This is a genomic window from Pseudomonas sp. C6002 (genome assembly GCF_013385805.1).
Lineage (GTDB): Bacteria > Pseudomonadota > Gammaproteobacteria > Pseudomonadales > Pseudomonadaceae > Aquipseudomonas.
In genome coordinates, this window is record NZ_JACAPH010000035.1 from 124605 (window position 1) to 142168 (window position 17564).

Consider the following 17564-nt stretch of genomic DNA (forward strand, 5'->3'; position numbering starts at 1 on the left):
AAATATCGTCTAGGCTACGACCCAGTTCCTCATGTGCGACTTATCCGACGGACGAGAGCTTGTACGCACACAGTTAAGGTCCAGGGTGGACGATGGCTGAGGCCTTGACCAATACCGGTCGGGCCGCCAGCAACGCAGGGATGCAGAGGACCGAGCTATGGCTGTCGAGTGGGTTGTCGCTGCGGGTATGTGTGTAGGGTTAAGCGTAGTGTTGTGGGCCTTCAGTGCCCGGATGACACGGCGAATAGAGGCTGCTGTTCCGATCAACGGGCGCTTTCTGGAGATCAACGGCGAGCGCTTTCATTATGTAGACGAGGGCAAGGGCCCACCGCTGGTGATGATCCACGGGCTGATGGGCAGCAGTCGCAACTTGACGTACGCCTTGTCTGCCCAATTGCGTGAGCACTTTCGAGTGATCACCGTGGATCGTCCGGGGTCGGGTTATTCCACCCGGCATGCCGGCACGGCCGCGGACCTGCCTGGCCAGGCTCGGCAAGTCGCCAGCTTTATCCAGACGCTGGACCTGGATAAGCCGCTGGTGCTGGGGCATTCCCTCGGCGGGGCGATCTCCCTGGCACTGGCACTGGACCATCCCCACGCGGTGTCCGGATTGATCCTGGTGGCGCCCCTGACCCATCCCCAGCGCCTGCTGCCGCTGGTGTTTATGTCGTTGGCGATACGCCCGGGATGGCTGCGACGCTTTATGTCGCACACCCTGACCATGCCGATCGGATTGCTGACCAAAGGCTCGGTGGTCAAGGGCGTGTTTGCCCCCGACCCGGCCCCGGAAGACTTCGCCACCCGTGGCGGCGGCTTGTTGGGCATGCGGCCCGAGAACTTCTATGCCGCCTCCACCGAGATCAACCTGGTCAACGATTTCCTGCCGGACATGGTCAAGCGCTACCCACAGCTGACGTTGCCGATCGGGCTGATCTATGGCGCGCAGGACAAGGTGCTGGATTTCCGCAAACACGGGCAGGCCCTGGCCAGCCTGGTGCCGGGCCTGAAGCTGCAGCTGGTGGAAGGGCGCGGGCATATGTTGCCGATCACGGCCACCGAGCGTGTCGCGGCGGTGGTCGAGCAGATAGCCAAGCGCGTCCGGCCGCCGGAAAGCGCCACGGTGTTGCACCCGCCGTTTGCGTTGGCGAGTAAATAATTGTGCGACTGAACTCGCGGTTCGAACTCGTCAATGCTTGCCCTAGACACCTGACCAAACGGCTGAAAAAGAGACTGCCCGGTCACGTTCAAAAGGGTTCAAGAAACTAGTTGACGACCTAACGATTCCGCGCTATTTATTTAAAAAAATTATTTCAATGTCTAATTTGAAACAATTTTTGAAATGCCTAAGAGCGAATAAAATAATGAAAAAAACGCCTTTTATCGCATGGTTGAATTCTCGGGGCAGTCACCGCTCCGTGTACCTGTCCAGTGTTGATTTTTGCTCCCTGCCTACCTGCGTCGTGCGGAGGCTGCCATGAATCAGACCCTGGCTGCCCCGAACGTCTGGACCGACGGCAAGCGCCACCTGTGGTGGCTCGGCATCATGCCCCTGGCAACCCCAATTCTCTCTGGTGCCCTGGCCATCACTACCGGCGTGCAACAACTGTGGTGGGTCGGTGTGCTGGTGATCTTCGGCCTGATCCCGCTGATCGACGGCCTGCTGGGTGAAGACGTCAGCAACCCGCCCGAGTCCGCCGTCAGCAACCTCGAATCCCAAAGCTACTACCGCTGGATCGTCTACACCGGCGTGCTGTTTGTCATCTCATCCCTGGTGGTCACCGGGTGGCTGGCCGCAGGCGGTATCGACTGGATTATCAATGGCGGCCTGTTGCATGCCACCGCCACCCTGGACCCGTCGAGCTGGCTGGCGAAAACCGCCGCGTTCATCACCGCGCGCACCGAGCTGCATGGCCAGGTGAGCTGGTTCACCTACCTGGGCATGGCAATGTCCACTGGCGCTGCCACCGGCATCGCCATCAACACCGCCCATGAGCTGGGGCACAAGCCGCGCCTGCTGGAAGTCGTGCTGGCCAAGATCACCCTGGCGCCGACCTTCTACGGGCACTTCTACACCGAACACAACCGTGGCCACCACGTGCGCGTCGCCACCCCGGAAGACCCGGCCAGTTCGCGGTTGGGGGAGAGCTTCTGGGCCTTCCTGCCGCGCTCGGTATGGTTCAGCGCACGCTCGGCGTGGAACCTGGAACGTGAACGCCTGCGCAAACTCGGCCTGCCGGCCTGGCACTGGAAAAACGCCGTACTCAGCGCCTGGATGTACAGCGTGGTGTTGTGGGGCGCGATGATTGCCTGGCTGGGCGCGGCAGTGATTCCATTCCTGATCATCCAGGGCATCTACGGTTTCTCGCTGCTGGAAGTGGTGAACTATGTCGAGCACTACGGCCTGAAACGCCAGAAGTTGCCCAACGGTCGTTATGAGCGTTGCTCGCCACGCCATTCCTGGAACAGTAATCGGATTGTCACCAATATCTTTCTGTTCCAACTGCAGCGGCACTCCGACCATCACGCCAACCCAACCAGAAGTTATCAGTCACTGCGTCATTTTGATGAATCGCCGCAGCTGCCCTACGGTTATGCCAGCATGATTGTCTGGGCGTATGTACCGTACTTGTGGCGACGACGCATGGATCACCGGGTACTTAATCATTACGCCGGGGATATAACCCTGACCAATCTTCAACCTTCACAGCGTTTGAAGTACCTGGAGAAGTACAGCAACACCACCAGACCCTTCTAACGAAAGCAGTCAGTTGTAGGGCGTACTCGGGATCTGTGTATCGCGCAGGTTTTCATCGCCCGGGCTTTACCGATTTCGAGTACGGCTTAGTTGCAAGAACGTTGTTTGACCCGAACAAAAATAAAACGAAGGGAAGGACGTACACCATGCAAACCCCTGCCAAGTTCACCACGCACATTGTATTGGCCGCCCTGGGCCTGATTGTTTACCACCAGGCCCAGGCCGCCCGTATCGAACCTGCCGGCAGTGCATTTACCGCCCAGGGCCCCATCAGCTTTTCCAAAGGCGCGCTGATCAGCGCGGATTGCACCATCAAGGTCGCCGGCAAAGTGGCGGCGGATGGGTTGTCGGTGAATGTCGACAAAGTTGAGTTCGACGGCGGCCTCAAGTGCAGCCGGGTCGAAGCCATCAACTTGCCTTGGGTATTGGTGGCTAAAGATACCAGGAGCGGCTCCATGTCGAAGATCGCCGTGGATGTGCATGCCTTTGGCCTGGGCGGTAAATGCGGACCCTCTACCGCCGATGGCACTTGGGATAACGCCACGGGCAAGTTAGAAGCTGCCAATGTGCCTATTGGCGAGGACTGCACGATTAAAAGGGTGTCGATCAAGATGCCCCCTACTTTCAAAGTTGTTGAATAACACCCCCGAATTTGTAGCGGTAATTGAATTGAAATTTGGCTGGAAAGGGAAGTTCTGCAGATTCACCGTGACCTCTCGATCATGGCCATTACCCCTGGCGAAATGACTCGCCATAACATGTGAGGAAAAACAATGAAAAGCTTGAAAACCCTCGTTTGTGCAACTTCTTTCGCAGTGTGCTTCGGCGCAGCTTCCATGGCCAGCGCGGCTTCCATCTCCCCGGATGGTCCGTTCTCGACCAACGCTGGCACCATCGTCGTGAAGTCGCCTTCGTCCTTCGGTGCAGCCGTGACCTGCGGCATCACCTTTACCGGCAACGTTAGCGGTGGCGTGGCCTCGATCAATGGCGCATCCCTGACCGGTGGCGGTCTGTGTGGCCTGCCAACGCTGACCAACCTGCCTTGGGTACTGACGGCTGCAACGGGTACCACCGGTAACGTAACCAACGTCGGCTACAAGATCACCTCGATCCCGGCCACCAACTGCGGGCCAACCACCATCGCTGTTACCTGGACTCCAGGCACCAAAACGCTTTCGGCAGCCAATCAGGCGCTGACCGGCAACTGCACCGTGGTTTCGCTGAGTGTTGTTGCCCCAACGCTGACCGTTAACCCGTAAGCGCGACTCCGTAAAGGGCTGATCACCCCGTTGAAAGACCGGTGCCTCGTGTGAGGCACCGGTTGGATACGGTATTTATTGTCTGGGGAACATGACAATGCAAAGCCTTGTGAAAACAGCACGCCTGGGTTCGATGTCAGCGGCTCTGGGCGTTGCCTCATTCATTGCGGTTGCGGCGGGTTTCAGCCCGCCGGGTCCGTTCAGCGTAACCAAAGGCAGTGTTGTGTTGAAGCTGCCGTCGACGTTTCTACCCACGTGTTGAGCGCAACCAATCAAGCCATGAGTGGCTACTGCACTTTGGTGTCGTTGAACGCCACGCTGACCGGCTCGCTCACCACCCATTCCTGAATACCGATACACCGTTACACCGTTCCAGGACAGGCGTTCTTTGAAAGACGTTCTGTGGTTACACGACCCACCGGCAGGGGCCGGGTGTAAATAATAATAAGGAGTACCGCATGAACAATAAGAAACAACACGCTCACACGTTACTGGGACTGGCCCTGCTGGGGGGGCTGATGACCACGGGGCAAGTGCAGGCGGGTGGGTTCTCCACACCGACCTTCGGCGCGCCAGGATGGGGTCGTGCGTTTGGTGGTGGTTCACTGTTCAAAAATGACCCCAGTGCCGCGTACAACAACCCGGCAGCCATGGCCTTTATCGATTCAACCATCGCGCAGCAGACCGTTGATTATGCTCGGATCAAGATCAAATACACCGGCCAGGCCTATGACTACGCGGGCAACCCGGTGACCAATACGCCCGTACTGGATGACCTGGGCAATACGGGCGACCCGGTCCTCAACACTAACAATGGTGGGCAAGGCGGTTTCACCGCTTGGCTGCCGACGGGCTTTCTGGTGATTCCCATGGGCGACCGTTTCGCCTTTGGTCTGAGCCAAGTCGTGCCACAGGGTATGAAAACCACTTGGAACGAAGACTCCAAACTGCGGGATTTCGCGGTTGATACCAAAATCGAGACCATCGGTCTGACCGGTTCCCTGTCGTTCAAGGTCAATGATCAGTTCTCGGTCGGTGGTGGTGCCATCGTCCAGCGCAGTCAAGGGTTCGTCAGCCAGAACGTTGATTTGCTGGCCGCTGCGGATGTGTCTCCAGGACTTGGCGGCGCGGGTCTCCCCACGGGGCTGGGGCATTCCTTGATGCGCGTGAAAGTCGATAACATCTCTGTGGGCTGGTTTGGTGGCGTGGTTTGGAAGCCGACGCTGCAAGACACACTTGGCTTGAACTATCACGCCAAGATCAAAAACAAGATGACCGGCAAATACAACATCTATACAGATGCCGTCGGCCGTAACGCGATGACCAATCCGATCGGTCCGAACGGCGAAACTCTGGTTGAAATCGCCTACCCAGGTCTCAAGCTGTTCCCGGACGGTGCCCACGCCAGTACCCAACTGGATATCCCGGCTACCGCTTCGGTTGACTGGGTTCACCAGTTCAACGACCGCTGGACGTTGGGGGTGAGTGCTACCTGGACTGAATGGTCTTCCTTCCAGGACCTGACGCTCAAATCCCAGGGCACCACCATTGTTGCCATTCCCTACAACTACAAAAACGCCTGGATGACCTCGATTGGCGGCGACTACAAAGCCACCGACGAACTCACCCTGCGCGCCGGTGTGGCTTACGACCAGACACCTACCCGCAACTCTACCCGGGACCCGCGAATCCCGGACGGTGACCGTTACTTCCTGGCATTTGGTGCCGGTTATGACATCAAGGCTATTCCTGGCCTGTCGGTGGATGCCGCGTACTCGCACCAGTTCGTGCAGAAGGTCAACCTGAAGACCAAGAACGTTGATCGTCTCGGTGCGGCGCAGTTGGACGGCGAGGCTGAATCCTCGGGGGATGTGGTCAGCTTGTCGGCAACCTATAAGTTCTAAGGTTGTCGAGGGCAGTCGTGGAGAAGGGCAGCCAGCGCATCTTGCTGCCCGGCTCCACGCTGTCGTCTATTGATGGGTAGCCCTGGCGCCCGATGTCGAATCCTTGCGCTTAACCTGCAAGGCTGACCCCGTTCAGCCGCTATTTTTTTCGCCCAAGCATTAAATAAAAATTTCAAAACAAAATTTGAATTTATCTTTTCAAGTTTGTAGTGTGGCTTTACGTCACAGGTCATTCCGATCTGCCCGGGCGTTTGCCGTACCCTGAATTGAGTAGAGGTATCCCCATGGTTATCTGGTTATTGGCGGGACTCGCAGCAGCGATCGCCCTGGCGTATCGACAAGCCGCTGCCACCCTCTGGCTGGGTGCCGGCCTGGTCTGGCTGGCGGTCGGTTACCTGTTCAACGCAGTCGCCGGTTTCGGCGCCGGCGTGGTGGCGGTGCTGGTGGTGTTGCCCGCGCTGCTGCTGACAATCAAGCCCCTGCGCCGCGCGCTGTTGACCAGCAAGGCCCTGGGCCTTTTTCGCGGCATCATGCCGGCGATGTCCGACACCGAGCGTGCTGCCATCGAGTCCGGCACCGTGTGGTGGGACGCCGAGCTGTTCAGCGGCAAACCGCGCTGGGAACGCCTGCTGCAAGCCGCACCGGCCAGCCTCAGCGCTGAAGAACAGGCTTTCCTCGACAACGAAGTGGAGACCCTGTGCGACATGTCCAACGACTGGGAAACCACCCAGGTCTGGCAAGACATGTCCCCCGAAGGCTGGCAGTACACCAAGGATGCCGGCTTCCTCGGCATGATCATTCCCAAGCAGTACGGCGGCAAAGGCTTCTCCCACTATGCGCATTCGCAAGTGGTGATGAAGCTCTCGACCCGCTGCTCGGCGGCGGCGATTTCAGTGATGGTGCCCAACTCCCTGGGTCCGGCCGAACTGCTGCTGCACTACGGCACCGACGCCCAGCGCAACTACTACCTGCCACGCCTGGCACGGGGCGAAGACATCCCGTGCTTCGCCCTGACCAGCCCGTATGCCGGCTCCGACGCCGGCGCGATTCCAGACCTGGGCATCGTCTGCAAGGGCATGCACGAAGGCGAGGAAGTACTGGGTTTCCGTGTGACCTGGGACAAGCGCTACATCACCCTCGGCCCAATCGCCACGGTGCTCGGCCTGGCCTTCCGCGCCGAAGACCCGGACGGTCTGCTCGGCCAGCCGGGTTCCCTGGGCATCACCTGCGCGTTGATCCCCACCACCCATCCGGGGGTGAACAGCGGCCGGCGTCACTGGCCACTCAACGCGGTATTCCAGAACGGCCCGACCACCGGCAAGGATGTGTTTATCCCGCTGGAATGGGTGATCGGCGGCCGCGAGCAAGTCGGCAACGGCTGGCGCATGCTGATGGAATGCCTGGCGGCTGGCCGGGCGATTTCCCTGCCGTCGGCCAACGTCGGCCTGGGCAAGGTGGCTGTGCGCGGCACCACCGCTTATGCGGCGATGCGCAAGCAATTCGGCCTGCCCATCGGCAAGTTCGAAGGCGTGCAGGCGCCCCTGGCGCGCATGGCCGGGCATTTGTATGCCTGCGACGCGGTGCGCAAGGTCTCGGTGGCGTCACTGGATGCCGGTGAAAAACCCTCGGTGATCTCGGCCATCGCCAAGTATCACGTTACCGAGCGGGCACGCATCATCGTCAACGACGGCATGGACATCGTGGCCGGCAAGGGCATCTGCATGGGGCCCAACAACTTCCTCGCCCGGGCCTACCAGCAAAGCCCCATCGCCATCACGGTGGAGGGCGCGAACATCATGACTCGCTGCCTGATCATCTACGGCCAGGGCCTGATCCGCTGCCATCCGTATGTGTTCCGCGAGATGGAAGCGGCGCGCAATACGGACCGGCGCAAGGCCCTGGTGGACTTCGACAGCGCAATGTTCGGTCACCTGAGCTTCGTGCTGGCCAATACCGTGCGTGCCGCAGTGTATTCGCTGACGGGCGGACGGCTGATTTCCGTGCCGGGCAAGACCGATCCGGCGCTGGCGTCCTACTACCGCCAGGCCAATCGGCTGTCGGTGGTGTTGGCGTTGATCTCGGACATTTCCATGGGCGTGCTGGGCGGTGCCCTCAAGCGCAAGGAAAGCATCACCGGGCGGCTGGGAGACATTCTGTCCCAGCTGTACATCCTGTCCTGCGTGCTCAAGCGTTTTGAGGATGATGGCCGGCCACAGGCAGATTTGCCGCTGGTGCATTGGGCGGCCCAGGACGCGTTGCTGCGCGCCCATGAAGCCCTGGCCGAAGTGCTCGACAACTACCCGTCGAAAGCGGCGGCGGCGGTGGTGCGTGGCTTGACGTTCCCGTTCGGTATTCCACAGCGCAAACCGTCGGATCGCCTGTTGGCGCAAGTGGCGGAACTGGTGCAGGTGCCGGGGGAAACCCGCGACCGCTTGCTGGGCAATTCCTACATTCCTCGGCCGGAAATCGACAAGCTGGCTTACGGCGAGCTGGCCTTGCGCCTGTTGCCGCAAGTGGAGCTGATCGAGGCGCGGCTCAAGGGGGCGATCAAGCAAGGCCTGATCGAGCCAATGCCGATTTCCAGTGCGGCGTTTACTCCGTGGCGAGTCAAGGCGCGGGCGCTGGACCTGATCAGCGAGGAAGACGACAGCTTGCTCGCGCGCTATGTGGAATATGGCGATCACGCGATCCAGGTGGACGACTTCCCGCAGGACTTCGGTTTGCTGGAAGCCTTGCAACAGCGCCAGCAGGCGCTGGAACAGGCCGCCAAACCGAGCGCAAGACGCCGCGCCAACCAAGGCGAAAACGCGCCGGTCAACTGACTGGAACTGGAGGAACACGACCCCTGTAGGAGCTGGCTTGCCTGCGATAGCGTTGGTTCAGTGCCAGTTGCATTGGCTGACACACCGCAATCGCAGGCAAGCCAGCTCCTACAAGGATCGGGTTTCCATGGCAACACCGTGTTTGTGAGTGAGTTTATCCATGAGTGACAGCTACCTTTCTTTCGTCAATTCCCCCTGGGGAGCCTGGCTGGCCCGCACTGCCGGGCTGCCCCAACCCCTGGCATTGCAACGTCACCGCAGCGGCCAGCAAGGCCTGGCCAACCCGGTAATCGTCGCGGGGGTAGGGCGCCTGGGGGCGCAAATCCAGCGCATCTTCACCGCCACCGATACAGTGACCGCCACCGCTGCGACCCTCAAGGCACCCTCCACGGTCAAGGTCCAGGGCGCCGTGTTCGACGCCAGCGACATTGCCGACCTCAAGCAGTTGGACGAGCTCTACGAATTCTTCCACGCCAACGCCAGGCGCCTTGGGCAGCACGCCCGGGTGGTGGTGCTCGGCACCGCGCCGGAGTTGTGCAAGGACCTGCCCCAGGCCATTGCCCAGCGTGCCCTTGAGGGCCTGGTGCGTTCGTTGGCCAAGGAGTTGCGCCGGGCGATCACCGTGCAGTTGATCTACGTCGCACCGGGTGCCGAGGACGGGCTGGAAAGCAGCCTGCGGTTCTTCCTGTCGCGGCGCTCGGCCTATGTCTCGGGGCAGGTGGTGCGCCTCGAAAAAACCGTCGATAGCCCAACCGAAATCAACTGGGACAAACCCCTCGGCGGCCGCCGTGCCCTGGTCACCGGCGCCTCCCGTGGCATCGGCCTGGCAATCGCCCAGGTGCTGGCCCGCGATGGAGCCCATGTGGTCTGCGTGGATGTGCCCCAGGCCCAGGATTCGCTGCAACAGGCGGCCGGCAGTGTCGCAGGCACCGCACTGGCGCTGGACATCACCGCCACCGATGCCGCGCAGCAGTTGCACTCCCATGTCAGCCAACACGGTGCATTCGACGTGGTGGTGCACAACGCCGGGATTACCCGCGACAAGACCATCGCCAAGATGACTGAGACCGCGTGGCGCAGCGTACTGGCGGTCAACCTGGAAGCACCGTTGCACCTGAGCACGGCGCTGCTGGAAAGCCAGGGCCTGAATCCGGGCGGGCGGATCGTGTGTGTCTCATCGATTTCCGGTATCGCCGGCAACCTCGGGCAAAGCAACTACGCCACCTCCAAGGCCGGGGTGATCGGCCTGGTACAAGGCCTGGCCCCGCAGGCGGCGGCGCAGCAAGTGACGGTGAATGCCGTGGCACCGGGCTTTATCGAAACCCAGATGACCGCGAAGATCCCGCTGATGATTCGCGAAGCGGGGCGGCGGATGAACTCGATGTCCCAGGGCGGGCAACCCATCGACGTGGCAGAAACCATCGCCTGGCTGGCGCATCCGGCATCCGGCGGGGTCAATGGCCAGGTGGTGCGGGTCTGCGGCCAAAGCCTGTTGGGAGCCTGAGCATGGACTATGTGACGCAGATTATTGACCCGCCGCCCTCGCGCTCGCGGCTGTTGCTGGACGGGGTATTGGGGCTGCGCAAACCGAAGCTGGAAGGCGAGCCGACGTTGCCGAAAGAACGCCTGGTGCGTTCGGCCGTCGAGCTGTCTGCCCAAGGGATCGCGGCTTACGGTCGGGCCTGTGGTTTCCGCCATGAGCAAGGCGTGCCGCTGTCCTATCCCCATGTGCTGGCGTTCCCCTTGCACCTGATGCTGCTGACCCGCCCGAGTTTCCCGTACCCGGCCAGCGGCATGGTGCATTTGGCCAATCGCATCCGCCAGCATCGACGGCTGGAGGCGGGCCAGGCCTTGCGCCTGGAGGTGTATTGCGAACGCTGGGTCGCCCATCCGAAAGGCCAGGCGCTGAGCATCGCCACCCGTGGCTACAGCGCGGGCGCCCTGATATGGGAGAGCGACAGCCTGTACCTGCGCCGTGACGTAAACGCGCCGGTTGGCGAGCCGTGGGACGACGCGTTGCCCTTGCAGGAAGAAGGTTTGCTGCGCACTCAACGCTGGGTGCTGCCGGCGGATCTGGGGCGGCGTTTCGCCAGGGTCTCGGGGGATTTCAATCCGATTCACACCTCGGTGATCGGCGCCCGATTGTTCGGTTTTCGTCGGGCCATCGCCCACGGCATGTGGACCCTTGGCCGCGCCCTGGCCGCCCAGCAACCCCCCGGCGGACTGGACCAGGCCGAGGCCCATTGCGACTTCAAGCTGCCGATCTTCCTGCCCGGCCAGGTGGCGCTGTGGAACGTTCCGCCAACCGGCCCGCGCCGTGAGTTTGAAGTGCGTAATTTCGCCGGTGACAAACCCCATATGCGTGGGCTGTTTATCTGGAATGAGACCGATCGATGAGTGACTACAGTTTCAACCCGGCCCCGACGCGCCGCGTGGCGATTATCGGCGGCAACCGCATTCCGTTCGCCCGTTCCAATACGGTGTATGCCCATGACAGCAACCAGGATTTGCTGGTCGCCGCTCTGCAAGGCCTGGTGGATCGCTACAACCTTCACGGCCTGCGCCTGGGCGAGTTTGCCGCGGGTGCGGTGATCAAGCACTCCCGGGATTTCAACCTGGCCCGGGAAAGCCTGCTGTCTACCACACTGTCTCCCGAAACCCCGGCCTACGACCTGCAACAAGCCTGCGGCACCGGCCTGGAAGCGGCGTTGCTGGTGGCGAACAAGATCGCCCTTGGGCAGATCGAAGTGGGCGTTGCCGGTGGTTCCGACACCACCTCCGACGCGCCCATCGGCATCAACGAGTCCCTGCGTCGCACCTTGCTTTCAGCCAACCGCGCCAAGGGCACCGGCGCCAGGTTGAAGGCCTTGATGGGTGTGCGCCCGTCGATGTTCTTCAAGCCGCTGCTGCCGCGCAATGGCGAGCCGCGCACCGGCTTGTCCATGGGTGAACACTGCGAGGAAATGGCCAAGCGCTGGCAGATCAAGCGCCTGGCCCAGGACGAGTTGACCCTCACCAGTCACCAGCGGCTGGATGCGGCGTACAAGCAGGGTTTCTTCGATGATTTGATCAGCCCGTATCGCGGCCTGGCCCGGGACAACAACCTGCGGGCCGACGCCAGCCTGGAGAAACTTGCCGGCTTGTCCCCGGCCTACGACCGCCAGAACGGCACGCTCACCGCCGGCAACTCCACGCCCCTGACTGACGGCGCGTCGGTGGTGCTGCTGGCCAGCGAGGAATGGGCCGCCGAGCGCGGCTTGCCCGTATTGGCGTACCTGCGAACCGGTGAAACCGCTGCGGTGAATTTCGTCGACGGCACCGAAGGCCTGTTGATGGCCCCGGCCTACGCCGTGCCACGCATGCTCAAGCGCGAAGGCCTGACGTTCGCCGACTTCGATCTGTTCGAGATTCACGAAGCCTTCGCCGCCCAGGTGCTGTGCACCCTCAAGGCCTGGGAAGACCCGGATTACTGCCGCGACCGCCTGGGCCTCGACGCGCCGCTGGGCAGCATCGACCGCAGCAAGATGAACGTCAACGGCGGCTCCCTCGGCTGCGGCCACCCCTTCGCCGCCACCGGTGGCCGGCAACTCGCGGCACTGGCCAAGGCGATCCACCAGCGTGGCGGCGGCCGCGGCCTGATTTCGATCTGCGCGGCGGGTGGGTTGGGCATTACCGCTATCGTCGAAAAGTAGTTCCCACCATAAAAACAACAAGGAGACTGCCATGAACGCTGTAAGCCTGGAACAGACCGAACGCCTCTGGTTGAACGCTTACCTGCCCGGCGTACCGGCAGACATCGACGCCGGCATCGAGGACTACCCGTCGTTGCGCGAGGTATTCCTGGAGCACCTGCACAAATTCCGCGACCGCGTGGCCTACGTCAGCATCGGCACCGAAATGACCTATGCCGACTGGGAGGTGCAGGGCATCGCCTTTGCTGCCTGGCTGCAAGCCCAGGGTGTGAAGAAGGGCGACCGGGTGGCGCTGATGATGCCCAACTGCTTGCAGTACCCGATCTGCCTGCTGGGCACGATCCTCGCGGGTGCGGTGGTGGTCAACGTCAACCCGCTGTACACCGCCCGGGAGCTGCAGCATTTGCTCAAGGACAGTGGCGCAGAGACCCTGGTGATCTTCGAAAACTTCGCCCACACCCTGGAGAAGGTGGTGGCCGCCAGTACCGTCAAACGTGTGGTGATCGCGGCCATCGGTGACCTGCTCGGCACCTTCAAGGGCGCGGCGATGAACTTTATCCTGCGCAGCGTGCAGAAGCAGGTGCCGCGTTTCAACCTGCCGGGGGCCGTGCGTTTCAACCAGGTGTTGAAACAGGGACGCGGGCAAACCCATCTCGCCGTGCCGATGAACCGCGAAGACCTGGCCTTCCTGCAATACACCGGCGGCACTACCGGCGATGCCAAGGGCGTCATGCTCAGCCACCGCAACATCATCGCCAACCTGTTGCAGGCCAAGGCGTGGGTCGGTGATCAGCTCGATCAGAACCAGCAGGAAACCAACGTCACCCTGCTGCCGCTGTACCACATTTTTTCCCTGACGGTGAACTGCCTGATGTTCATGTGCCTGGGCGGGCGCAACATCCTGATCGCCAACCCACGGGATGTGAAGCGGGTGCAGATGATCCTGCGCAAGGAGCGTTTCAACGGGATTGCCGGGGTGAATACGCTGTTCAACGGCCTGCTGGAAAACAAGGAGTTCTGCGCCCGGGATTTTTCCGATTTGCGCATGGTGATCGCCGGCGGCATGGCCACCCATACCGCTGTGGCCAAGCGCTGGAAGGAAGTCACCGGCTTGCCGATCATCGAAGGCTACGGCCTCACTGAATGTTCGCCGGTGGTGAGCATCAGCCCCATCGACATCTCACGCATGCGCGAGATGGAATTCACCGGCAGTATCGGCGTGCCGTTGCCGTCGACCTGGGTGCGGTTCATTCGTGAGGACGGTGAGTTGGCGGAACTGGGCGAGCAGGGCGAACTGCAAGTACGCGGCCCGCAGGTGATGCAGGGTTACTGGAAACGCCCGGCGGAAACCGCCGAGGTGCTGGATGCCGAAGGGTGGCTGTCTACCGGGGACATCGGGGTGATGAATGAGCAGGGCTTCATCCGCCTGGTGGACCGCAAGAAAGACATGATCCTGGTGTCCGGGTTCAACGTGTACCCCAACGAGATCGAAGACGTGGTGGCGTTGCATCCGGGCGTGGCGGAAGTGGCGGCGATCGGGGTTGAGGATGGGGTGACCGGCGAGCGGGTCAAAATCATCGTGGTGCGCAAGGACCCAAGCTTGACCCAGGAGCAGATTCTGGCGCATTGCCGGGAATATTTGACGGGGTACAAGGTGCCGCGGTTTGTCGAGTTTCGTACTGAAGAGTTGCCCAAGACGACGGTGGGCAAGGTGTTGCGCCGGGCACTGCGCTAAGCCTGAGTGAACGCGGTCAAAAATGTGGGAGCGGGCTTGCTCGCGAATGCGGCGGAACAGTCGATGGAGATGTTGACTAACAGACCGCATTCGCGAGCAAGCCCGCTCCCACATTTGATCTTTGGTGGCTGAACGGTCGCAGTCAGTCGTCGAATCCCACCTGCTCATGAATCTCATCGACCTTCAATTCCAGCCGATACGCCACGGCAATAAACAACGCCTGGCACAGGCACAGCGTCGCACTCAGTGACCTGAACGCAAACGACGAGCCCTCATTCACCAGCAACACCGTGCTCGCCCGCTTGGCCAGGGGCGACAGGTTGCTGTCGGTAATGATCAGGGTCTTGGCCTGATGGTGCTGGGCAATCCGCAGGCAGTGCTGGGTTTCCTTGCCGTACGGCGTAAAGCTGATGGCAATCACCAGGTCGTTGGCCCGCACACTGCGCATCTGCTCACGATAGCTGCCGCCCAACCCCGAGACCAGATGGATGCGCTTGTTGGTGTGCTGCAGGTTGTACACCAAGTAGTCCGCCACGGCGAACGAGCGGCGCACGCCCACCACGTAGATATTGTCGGCATTCACCACCAGGTCCACGGCCTTGTCGAAGGCTGCGTCATCCAGTTCCAGCCCCAGGCGCTCGATCCCGGAGAGGGTGGCATTCACGCACTCACGCGCCAGGTCGCCGCCGCTGGCTTTCTGCGACTTGTTGGCGATCATGCTGCGGATGCGTTGCTGGTAGTTCTGCACCGGCGTGGTCTTGTGGGTGTAGGCCTCGCGGAACAGCGCCTGCATTTCACTGAAACCACTGAACCCGAAACGCTGGGAAAACCGCACGATGGCCGACGGGTGCACTTCGCATTCACGGGCGATGTCGCTGATGCGGTCGACCATGATCCGGTCGCTCTGCTGGCTCATGTAGCTGGCGATGCGCTTGAGCTGGCGCGGCAGGCTCTCGTATTCATCGGTGATCAGCTGCAACAACCGCTCGGCGTTCAGCGGCGGGCTGGCGAGTGCGTCTTCCGGGGCGCTCTGGGACATAGGGAATCCTTCTGGCTTGTTCTTATAGGACGCGTCGAGGCGCCCCTGACAATAAGTCGATGTGCGCAAGTCTACAGGGTAGGCGCAAAAAAATACCTCGGCATCCCGCCCCACGGTGCAGCTGAAACGATGCACTGCGGCTGGAACATACCGACGATGGCGTATTGGAAAATATATTCCACAAAAAATATTTATAGAATAAATATTGATTGGCGTCACCAGACGTTCTAGTCTGCTTGCACCAAGAGCGTATGCCGCCACCGCGACGGCATACGCAGGCTGATAAAAATAACAGGAGCCAGCATGGGCCAGACTCGTTTTGCCAGTGGGCGTCAATTGGATCTGATTTGCCTGGGACGCCTGGGCGTCGACCTTTACGCACAACAAGTGGGTGCACGGCTGGAGGATGTCTCGAGCTTCGCCAAGTACCTCGGCGGTTCCTCCGCCAACATCGCGTTCGGCACCGCGCGGCTGGGGCTCAAGTCGGCGATGTTGAGCCGGGTAGGGGACGACCACATGGGGCGTTTCCTGCTGGAGTCCCTGGCCCGCGAAGGCTGTGACGTCAGCGGCATCAAGGTCGACCCGGAACGCCTCACCGCCCTGGTGCTGCTGGGCCTCAAGGACCGCGAAACCTTCCCGCTGGTGTTCTACCGCGAGAACTGCGCCGACATGGCCCTGCGCGCCGAAGACATCAGTGAAGCGTTCATTGCTTCCAGCAAGGCGTTGCTGATCACCGGTACCCACTTCTCCACCGACGGCGTGTACAAGGCCAGCATCCAGGCCCTGGACTACGCCGAGAAGCACAACGTCAAACGCGTGCTCGACATCGACTACCGCCCGGTGCTCTGGGGCCTGGCCGGCAAGGCCGATGGCGAAACCCGGTTTGTGGCCGACCAGAATGTCAGCCAGCACGTGCAGAAAATCCTCCCGCGTTTTGACCTGATCGTCGGCACCGAAGAAGAATTCCTGATTGCCGGTGGCAGTGAAGATTTGCTCACGGCATTGCGCACGGTGCGTGGCCTGACCTCGGCCACCCTGGTGGTCAAGCTTGGCCCCCAGGGCTGCACGGTGATCCACGGCGATATCCCGGCCCGCCTTGAAGACGGCGCGATTTACCCCGGGGTACGGGTGGAAGTACTCAACGTGCTGGGCGCCGGCGATGCCTTCATGTCCGGCTTCCTCAGCGGCTGGCTTGAAGACGCCAGCGACGAGCGCTGCAGCCAGTTGGCGAATGCCTGCGGCGGCCTGGTGGTGTCGCGCCATGCCTGCGCGCCGGCCATGCCGACCCGCGCCGAACTTGATTACCTGTTCAACAGCCCGGTGCCGATTACCCGCCCGGACCAGGACGCAGTGCTGCAACGCCTGCACCAGGTCAGCGTGCCGCGCAAGGTCTGGAAGCAGCTGTTTGTATTTGCCTTCGACCACCGCTGGCAGTTGGTGGAACTGGCCCAAAAAGGCGGCCAGGACCCGGCGCGCATCAGCGCCCTCAAGCAACTGTTTATCCAGGCCGTGGAACGGGTTGAAAGCAAACTGGCGGAGCAGGGCGTCGAGGCTGACGTCGGGATTCTGGCCGACCAACGCTTCGGCCAGGACGCGCTGAACGCCGCCAGCGGTCGCGGCTGGTGGATCGCCCGCCCGGTGGAAGTCCAGAACTCACGGCCGCTGGCCTTTGAACACGGGCGCTCGGTGGGCAGCAACCTGATTGCCTGGCCCCGGGAGCAGATCATCAAGTGCCTGGTGCAATTTCACCCCGATGACGAGCCATTGCTGCGCCTGGAACAGGAAGCGCAACTCAAGGCCCTGTATCAGGCGTCCCTGGTCAGCGGCCATGAGCTGCTGCTGGAAGTCGTGCCCCCCAAGGATCACCCGTCCACCTATCCCGACGTGCTCTATCGCAGCCTCAAGCGCCTGTACAACCTGGGCATCTACCCGGCGTGGTGGAAGATCGAGGCGCAGTCGGCCGCAGACTGGAAAAAGCTCGACGAGCTGATCCAGGAGCGCGATCCCTACTGCCGGGGCGTGGTGCTGCTGGGCCTGAACGCTTCCGCCGAATGCCTGGCCGATGGCTTCCAGCAAGCCAGCCAAAGCCAGACCTGCCGCGGGTTCGCCGTGGGTCGCACGATCTTCCAGGAACCGAGCCGAGCCTGGCTGGCGGGGGAGATTGACGATCAAGCCTTGATTGAGCAGGTGCAGTGCATCTTTGAGCAATTGATTAAGGCTTGGCGCAGTTCTCGAAGCTAAACACGGTCAAATGTGGGAGCTGGCTTGCCTGCGATGGCATCACCTCGGTACACCTGTTAGACCGAGTCGCGCGCATCCCAGGCAAGCCCGCTCCCACATAAAGCAGATCTCAGGCAA

General features: G+C 61.5%; 12 protein-coding genes. 11 read left to right on the forward strand and 1 reads right to left on the reverse strand.

Annotation, left to right across the window (positions count from 1 at the left end; genetic code table 11):
* The first annotated feature begins 157 nt into the window (after positions 1 to 157).
* The 10 genes from HX817_RS26385 to HX817_RS26430 all read left to right on the forward strand — a co-directional run bounded on the left by HX817_RS26385 (position 158) and on the right by HX817_RS26430 (position 14167).
* The gene (locus tag HX817_RS26385) at positions 158 to 1156 is read left to right on the forward strand and encodes an alpha/beta fold hydrolase (protein ID WP_177041711.1); all 999 of its coding nucleotides are present in this window, start codon (positions 158 to 160) and stop codon (positions 1154 to 1156) included.
* 318 nt (positions 1157 to 1474) lie between these two features.
* A complete protein-coding gene (locus HX817_RS26390; RefSeq protein ID WP_102369301.1) occupies positions 1475 to 2755 on the forward strand; it encodes an alkane 1-monooxygenase in 1281 nt (426 codons plus the stop codon).
* Between the two features lie 146 nt (positions 2756 to 2901).
* A complete protein-coding gene (gene praA / locus HX817_RS26395; RefSeq protein WP_177041713.1) occupies positions 2902 to 3396 on the forward strand; it encodes an alkane oxidation protein activator PraA in 495 nt (164 codons plus the stop codon).
* 132 nt (positions 3397 to 3528) lie between these two features.
* Complete coding sequence (gene praB / locus HX817_RS26400) at positions 3529 to 4014, forward strand: alkane oxidation protein activator PraB (RefSeq protein WP_177041715.1); 486 nt, start codon at positions 3529 to 3531, stop codon at positions 4012 to 4014.
* A gap of 458 nt (positions 4015 to 4472) precedes the next feature.
* A complete protein-coding gene (locus HX817_RS26405; protein ID WP_177022785.1) occupies positions 4473 to 5918 on the forward strand; it encodes an outer membrane protein transport protein in 1446 nt (481 codons plus the stop codon).
* Between the two features lie 284 nt (positions 5919 to 6202).
* On the forward strand, positions 6203 to 8740 hold the full coding sequence (locus tag HX817_RS26410; RefSeq protein ID WP_177041717.1) for an acyl-CoA dehydrogenase: 2538 nt from the start codon (positions 6203 to 6205) through the stop codon (positions 8738 to 8740).
* A 160-nt stretch (positions 8741 to 8900) separates the two neighbouring features.
* Positions 8901 to 10244 (forward strand): 3-oxoacyl-ACP reductase, encoded by a 1344-nt coding sequence (locus tag HX817_RS26415; RefSeq protein WP_177041719.1) that lies wholly within the window; start codon positions 8901 to 8903, stop codon positions 10242 to 10244.
* 2 nt (positions 10245 to 10246) lie between these two features.
* Positions 10247 to 11137, forward strand: coding sequence for a MaoC/PaaZ C-terminal domain-containing protein (locus HX817_RS26420; protein WP_177022787.1), 891 nt, complete (start codon positions 10247 to 10249; stop codon positions 11135 to 11137).
* The gene (locus HX817_RS26425) at positions 11134 to 12432 is read left to right on the forward strand and encodes an acetyl-CoA C-acetyltransferase (RefSeq protein WP_102369297.1); all 1299 of its coding nucleotides are present in this window, start codon (positions 11134 to 11136) and stop codon (positions 12430 to 12432) included. Before HX817_RS26420 ends, HX817_RS26425 begins: the two co-directional genes overlap by 4 nt.
* Positions 12433 to 12463: 31 nt before the next feature.
* Positions 12464 to 14167, forward strand: coding sequence for an AMP-binding protein (locus tag HX817_RS26430; protein WP_003214676.1), 1704 nt, complete (start codon positions 12464 to 12466; stop codon positions 14165 to 14167).
* A gap of 142 nt (positions 14168 to 14309) precedes the next feature.
* On the opposite strand, the gene HX817_RS26435 is transcribed toward HX817_RS26430, so the two are convergent.
* Positions 14310 to 15206 (reverse strand): MurR/RpiR family transcriptional regulator, encoded by an 897-nt coding sequence (locus HX817_RS26435; RefSeq protein ID WP_003214679.1) that lies wholly within the window; start codon positions 15204 to 15206, stop codon positions 14310 to 14312.
* A gap of 303 nt (positions 15207 to 15509) precedes the next feature.
* On the opposite strand from HX817_RS26435, the gene iolC reads away from it, so the two are divergent.
* On the forward strand, positions 15510 to 17447 hold the full coding sequence (gene iolC / locus HX817_RS26440) for a 5-dehydro-2-deoxygluconokinase (protein ID WP_102605499.1): 1938 nt from the start codon (positions 15510 to 15512) through the stop codon (positions 17445 to 17447).
* The last annotated feature ends 117 nt before the right edge of the window (positions 17448 to 17564 follow it).